Annotated in this window: 5 protein-coding genes and 1 tRNA gene; 2 read left to right on the top strand and 4 right to left on the bottom strand. The window is 62.1% G+C overall.

Annotated elements, in window-relative coordinates:
• Positions 1-722: 722 nt before the first annotated feature.
• The 4 genes from NTX40_00930 to NTX40_00915 all read right to left on the bottom strand — a co-directional run bounded on the left by NTX40_00930 (position 723) and on the right by NTX40_00915 (position 3,698).
• Positions 723-1,202: an HNH endonuclease signature motif containing protein gene (locus NTX40_00930; protein MCX5647653.1), complete on the bottom strand. Its 480-nt coding sequence runs from the start codon at positions 1,200-1,202 to the stop codon at positions 723-725.
• Between the two features lie 260 nt (positions 1,203-1,462).
• Positions 1,463-2,386: a DNA adenine methylase gene (locus NTX40_00925; protein MCX5647652.1), complete on the bottom strand. Its 924-nt coding sequence runs from the start codon at positions 2,384-2,386 to the stop codon at positions 1,463-1,465.
• A 252-nt stretch (positions 2,387-2,638) separates the two neighbouring features.
• On the bottom strand, positions 2,639-3,028 hold the full coding sequence (locus NTX40_00920; protein MCX5647651.1) for a helix-turn-helix domain-containing protein: 390 nt from the start codon (positions 3,026-3,028) through the stop codon (positions 2,639-2,641).
• Positions 3,029-3,620: 592 nt separating this feature from the next.
• Positions 3,621-3,698, bottom strand: a tRNA-Pro gene (locus NTX40_00915).
• 156 nt (positions 3,699-3,854) lie between these two features.
• On the opposite strand from NTX40_00915, the gene NTX40_00910 reads away from it, so the two are divergent.
• Together NTX40_00910 and NTX40_00905 are read left to right on the top strand one after the other, a co-directional pair.
• Positions 3,855-5,735, top strand: a complete 1,881-nt coding sequence (locus tag NTX40_00910; GenBank protein ID MCX5647650.1) for a TIGR03960 family B12-binding radical SAM protein — start codon at positions 3,855-3,857, stop codon at positions 5,733-5,735.
• Between the two features lie 48 nt (positions 5,736-5,783).
• Positions 5,784-6,241 (top strand): hypothetical protein (locus NTX40_00905; GenBank protein MCX5647649.1); only part of this gene is annotated, 458 nt, incomplete at its 3' end.

Raw genomic sequence — 6,241 nt, 5'->3', positions numbered from 1 at the left:
CTCTCCGAGAAAGAGATCCAGTGCCTGTTCGAACTCGGCAAGAAGGGCCAAGCCCTGGACCGGAGATGAACGGCGGAATCGGCCCCCCCGTTCAATCTGAAATCTCCAATTTCCAATCTGCAATCACCCCCGCGCGCCGTTCGAGGCGGCGGCGGGAGCCGCCGGTCATGCTCCCTGCCGTGGCCGTCGTCTCTCTTTCCGGTTTCCGGGCTCTCCCTGTTCCGTCATAGGAGCCCTTCGGGCCGGTTTCCGGGTTTGAACGCCCCCCCGCCGTGGTATAATGATTCATGCCCTGACCGTGAAAGACATCCTCGACAAACAAATCACCAAAAAACTGGCATAAGGCTCTTTGACGCTCCCTCTCCCCTTGTGGCCCCTCGGCCATGCTCGGGGCCACCCTGAGGAAAGTCGAAGGGTGGGAGAGGGATGGCCTGTCCGCCATAGCCTTGAGCCTGTCGAAGGGCGACGGCGGAGGTGAGGGGTTGCAGTCATTTTTGAAACATCCTCCAGGGTCTTTTGAATGGACTTCGCCGACTTCTGGTGAAACAATACTCAGTTACGACGAGCCGTTGGGGGGAAACAGGTTTTGCGTCCCCAGAATTCATATCACGGGTAATCCCCGCGCCGGTCGGGCCTGGGTCGTCCGGAGTCCCGGCGCGCCGGGGCGGAGGCCGAGCCAGGCAGTTGGTTACGACGAGCCCATGGCAGACACAAACAAGGTATTAACGCAGGGGAGGTTCCTGTTCCCCGTGGCGGCGCAGAGCGCGCTTGACATATTCGGGCAGCGGTATCCCGTAGTGCGCGGCCAACTGCCGCAAGAGATCGTGTTCCGCCACCTCTGACTCAGTCCACACCACGTCTATTCTGCGGACCTCACGCTGTGCGATGTGGTTGTATTCCGCGGGAATTGCCCAGTAACATGATAAGCATACGCTTGTCGAGCGCGCGGAAACCCAATTCCGGCAATGCTCGCAAGACCACGACTTGGCCCGATTACACGAACCGCAGAGGAGCATGAAATTTTGCGCGTTTTCGCCTTTCGGTTCCCCGGAAACCTCGTATGGAACCCTGTGGTCTACCTGCAAATGCCGCCCCTCATAGGTTCCCAGGCAAATACTGCACTTGCAACCACTTTCCTCCAAGAGTCTGTCCTTCAGGCCCTTGGACAGGGCCTTACGTCCGCCGAGCCTGCCGTGTCGCATCTGGGAGGGGTCCGCAAAACGGTACGCGCCAATCTGCCTTCCTTCCTTGCTCTTGACGCGGAAAGTCTCTAGCGGGATACCTGCCTCTCGAACATCCCGCGCGGCGCGCGGTGGATGGTCGTATCCGTACTTGGTTTTCAGGTCTTCCGTGGTGACAAAGCCGTGCTTGAGGATGTGTCGTATGACAACTTGCGCGCGCTTCCCCTTGACGCGTTTCAGCAACTTCCGAAACTTTGGAGACTTCTTCGGGTCGCTCACGCTTAGACGCCAATGAGCATCTGCTGGGCCCATCTTCCCGACTTCAAGGGAAAGGGCAATACATCTATGCGGCGCAGCAAGGCCTCTGAGAGATAAAGAGACTCGTAGGTCTTCTCGCGCCGCCCCAAGAGCGTCGCCTGAGTCGAACAGCCCGCTTCGACCTCGAAATGAGCCAGGCCAAGTTCGCTTGGCAAAGTGCGTCCGTGCCGCCTCTCGCCCGTCCGCCCGTCATAACTTACGATGTAGGAAATCCCGCGCCGATTCAGACCTTCAAGCCGGCCCACCAAATCCTCAAAGCGAACCGGCCCCAAATACCGCGCGTCCCGCTTTTTACATACACCTTGATAGGGCGGATCCATATAAACCACATCTTGAGGGCGCGCTCGCTCCAAGAGTTCTCCGTAATCGCCCACCTGCAGGCCCGTCTTGGCCCTTAGTAATTGAGAGGCCCCACAAATCCGTTCCTTCATTGTCGCGGGGCGGGCACCTCGACGGCGATTGTCAGGGCTGTTGTTAAACTCCCCATCCGAATTGTAACGAACGGCAGCCTTGACGCAGCGGGCCAGCAAATACAACAACAGATCGGGGCGGTGTGACTTATTAAACTCGGCGCGAACCTGATTGTAGTATTCACGCTCGCGGCCCTCTTGTTCTCTCCAAAGAAGAGCATAGGCCCTGGATAACTCTTGCGGTCTTTCAATGATCTCCGCCCACAAGGCAATCAGGGGTGCGTTTACATCTCCAAGCACAAACTTCTTTGCTCTTCGCCAATAGGCTGCGGCAAGTGATACGGCTGCGGAACCAGCGAAGGGTTCAATCAAAACTTGCGTGTCTGTCGGCAGGCAGCGGGCAACCGTAGGCGCAATCCATCGCTTGCTTCCCTGGTAAGGAATGGGATGCGGGATAAGGCAAGTCTTTCGATTCATGCCGGACATACCTCAGTCTAGACACGCTCACTGTACCGCTATACGGTGTGCCGCGTCAAGTCCCATCACAATCATTTTTCAACTCAGCCAGTTTGCCGGTGAATTCGGGGAACCCAAAACCGATTTCGGTTTTCCGATTTCTCCTTGTTCGCCGTTGGACCCCCTTGGGGTCCCTGTTTGCCGTTGGACCCCTTTGGGGTCCCTGTTCCTTCATAGGAGCCCTTCCCGCAGGGACCTTCGGCCGGGCCGCAATCACTCTCCCCCCCCGACCTTAAGCGACCGCACGATCCGCCAGACGTGACCCGGATGGTATTCCACCCCGAAGTGTTTCCGAATGAGCCGCGCCACCAGCGGCAGCGTCCACCGCGTCGCCCGAAAACCGTGCGACTCGGGCGACCGGGCGAGAAACCGGCCCAGCCGGTTCCTCTGGGCCGACGAGAGCCTTCCCGTTCGCCGGGTCTGCGGCCTGGACTTCAGGCCCGCCTCCCCCCCGCGACGCGACATCGCCTTCCACCGGGTAACCGAGCCCGGACTGACGCCCAGACGCCGGGCCACCTCGCGGACGCCCCGTCCGGCCCGGAGCATCGCCGTCCCACGCCGACGCCGGGCCTCCAACTCGGGCTTAGTTCCCTTTGGCCTCATCCCATTCCCCTTTCCGCAATCTTTATCGGCTCGCCTCGGCTGTTTCTTTGTCAAATGCGAGATTTTTCCCGCCCCACCTCAGGCACTCAGGGAGGCCGTTCCCTCCTCCTTCTCTGCGTCCTTTCGGTGGTTTGGCCTTGTATCGTTTGCCGTTCCCCTAATCCTCCCTTTGCGTTCTTGGCGCCCTTTGCGGTTAAGACACGCCGGGACAACGCGTTCTGCGTTGCCTCTGCTGTTTCTTTGTCAAATGCGAGATTCCCCCGCCCAAAGCGACTTACGTGCGTCCGCGGGAAGTTATGCACATGAAGGTATGCACATGACATGGATGGAAAAAGTGCAAAAAAGGGCACAAAAACCGGTAAAAACCGGTCAAAAACGCGAAAAAACCCCTAAAAAAGTCAAAATCCGCGCTAGCCCATCTTACCATTGACCCCCCGTCCGTCGAAAAAAGCCCCCGGACGCCAGCGCCAGGGCCGGTGGCCTCCAAAAAACCGCCCAAAAATCACCCCTAAAACCTCCTCCAAAAAGTTATCCACAATCGCCGGTTGCCATAAGTCGCGCCTGTATCTAACCGCAAAGAACGCCAAGATGGTGGTCGGGGTGGTGGGATTCGAACCCACGGCCTCGTGGTCCCAAACCACGCGCGCTAGCCAGACTGCGCTACACCCCGATTGTTAGATTCTTCATCGCTCCGGTTCGAACCGTTGCACGCCTCCGGCGGACCCGCGACCTTCCCACCGGGACGCCCTAGCCTCACCTGCGCCACACCCCGGCCCGGTGCCGACCTTATAGCGCCGCGGACGGCCCTTTGCAAGGCCAATCCCGAGTGCTTGACCGTCCGGCCCCGAGGGTGTACTGTTACGGCTTCATGGCCTCCTCGAACGGACAACTTGCCCGCGCGATCTCGCGCGACCTTTTGCCTTTCGTCCAGCAGCCCGGCCAATACGTGGGCGGCGAGGTGGGCGCGGTCCGCAAGGATTGGGATACGGTCGCCTTGCGCTTCTGCCTCGCCTTCCCGGACACCTACGCCATCGGCATGAGCCATCTCGGCTCGGGAATCATTTACCACGTCCTGAACGCCCGCGAAGACGTGCTGTGCGAGCGGACGTACGCGCCGTGGGTGGATGCCCAGGACCGGATGCGGCAGACGGGCATTCCGCTGTTTTCCTGGGAATCGCGCCGGCCTGTGCGCGAGTTCGACGTGGTCGGCTTCTCGCTCCAGTACGAGATGCTTTACACGAACGTCCTCGGGATGCTCGACCTGGCGGGGATTCCCGTCCTCGCCGCCGACCGCACGGGCTACGACCCGCTCATTCTGGCGGGCGGCCCCGGCGTCAACAATCCGGAGCCGATGGCACCCTTCTTCGACCTTATGCTCATCGGCGAGGCCGAGGAAGCGCTGCCGCAACTCGTCGGCCGACTGGCCCAGCGGCGCGCCGAGGGCCTCGGCCGGGAGGACCTCATCGTCGCCCTCGCGCGGGAGTTCGACTTTCTTTACGCGCCGGGTCTCATGGAACCCGCGTGGAACGCCGACGGAACCCTCGCCGCCCTGGAACCGAAGGTCGGCGGCCTGCCCGAGCGCACCATCACCGCCCACGTCGCGGACCTCGAGTCCGCACCGTTCCCGACGGCGCCGCTGGTCCCGAACACCGAGGTCATTCACGACCGCGTGACGATCGAGATCATGCGCGGCTGTCCGCGGCGGTGCCGGTTCTGTGAATCCGGGCGGACGAAGGGTTCGGTCCGGCTCCGCAGCCCCGAGCGCATTTTGGAACTGGCGCGGGCCTGCTACGAGCACACGGGGCTGGAGGAGATTTCGCTGACGAGCCTTTCGCCCAGCGACCATCCCCGGCTGAAGGCCATCCTGACGACGCTGGATGCTGAGTTCGCTCCGAAGGGCGTCAGCCTGAGTTTGCCGAGCCTGCGCACCAACGACCAACTCGAACTCGTGCCGCGCCTCCTGGGGAGCGTCCGCAAGAGCGGCCTGACGATGGTGCCCGAGGCTGCCCTGCCCCGCCTTCGCCGCGTCATCGGGAAACCGATGGACGACGAGCACCTCTTCGCGGGCGCTCGCGAGGCGTGGAACCGCGGGTGGAACCTCGTGAAACTTTACTTCATGGTCGGCCTGCCGGGCGAAACCGACGAGGACGTCCGGGCGATTGCGTCTTTGGCCCGGCGAATCAGCGACCTGAGGCGCGAGAGCAGCAAAGGGCCCGGCCGCGTCAACCTCGCCGTCTCCAACTTCGTCCCGAAGCCGCACACGCCGTTCCAGTTCGCCGCGATGGCCGGCGCCGATTACCTGGCTCGCGCGCGCGAAACCCTGTTTGAGTCGCTCGAGGAACGGCGCCTCCACCTGCGGATCCACCGCGTGGATCGCAGTCTCCTGGAGGGGGTGCTGGCTCGCGGCGACCGAAGAATCGGCCGGGTCGTTTATGAAGCCTGGCGGGCGGGCGCCCGTTTCGACGCCTGGGACGAGACCCTCCGTATGGACGCTTGGGACGCCGCCTTCAAGACGCATCGATCCGGCGTTCTACGCCCACCGCACCCGCGGCCGGGACGAGGTCCTCCCCTGGGACCGGGTCCTCGCCGGCGATTCCAAAGCCGACCTCTGGGACGAGTACCAAAAGGCTCTGGCGGACGCGTCGGCCTAGCGCCGTTTTTTGTGTCGCCCTCCTCTTGCCCTCTTCGGAGCCGTCGGTTAGGATGAAGGTTTCGATTATGAGATTTTCTTCTCCCCAAGAGAGGCGGCCGGCAGATGGTACACCCTCCACGGAAGCCGCCGCAAAACGCGAACGCCTCCCGGGCGGTCAGCGGCAACAGCGACCCTTCGACCAATCTCAGGGTCGCCCTGAGTAAGTCGAAGGGCGACGAATTCATCCTCGTCCAGGGCGCGCGGCAGCACAACCTGAAGAACATCACCGTCCGCATCCCCCGCGACCGCCTGGTGGTCATCACGGGCCTTTCGGGCAGCGGGAAGTCGAGCCTCGCGTTCGACACCCTCTATGCAGAGGGCCAGCGGCGCTACGTCGAGTCCCTGTCGGCCTACGCCCGCCAGTTCCTCCACCAGATGGGAAAGCCCGACGTGGACGCCATCGAAGGTCTTCCGCCGACCATCGCCATCGAGCAGCGCCGGACCGGCTTTAACCCGCGTTCCACCGTCGCGACGGTCACAGAGGTCCACGATTATCTGCGCCTTTTGTTCGCGCGGGTGGG

It is taken from the genome of Planctomycetota bacterium (genome assembly GCA_026387035.1).
GTDB lineage: Bacteria > Planctomycetota > Phycisphaerae > FEN-1346 > FEN-1346 > JAPLMM01.
The sequence above is the reverse complement of the archived record's forward strand: the minus strand, read 5'-3'. Positions and strand labels throughout refer to the sequence as shown.

Excerpts from the sequence above, each read along its gene's own strand:
- NTX40_00930 (MCX5647653.1), bottom strand. The coding sequence starts at position 1,202 with ATGCGACACGGCAGGCTCGGCGGACGTAAGGCCCTGTCCAAGGGCCTG.
- NTX40_00925 (MCX5647652.1), bottom strand. The coding sequence starts at position 2,386 with ATGAATCGAAAGACTTGCCTTATCCCGCATCCCATTCCTTACCAGGGA.
- NTX40_00920 (MCX5647651.1), bottom strand. The coding sequence starts at position 3,028 with ATGAGGCCAAAGGGAACTAAGCCCGAGTTGGAGGCCCGGCGTCGGCGT.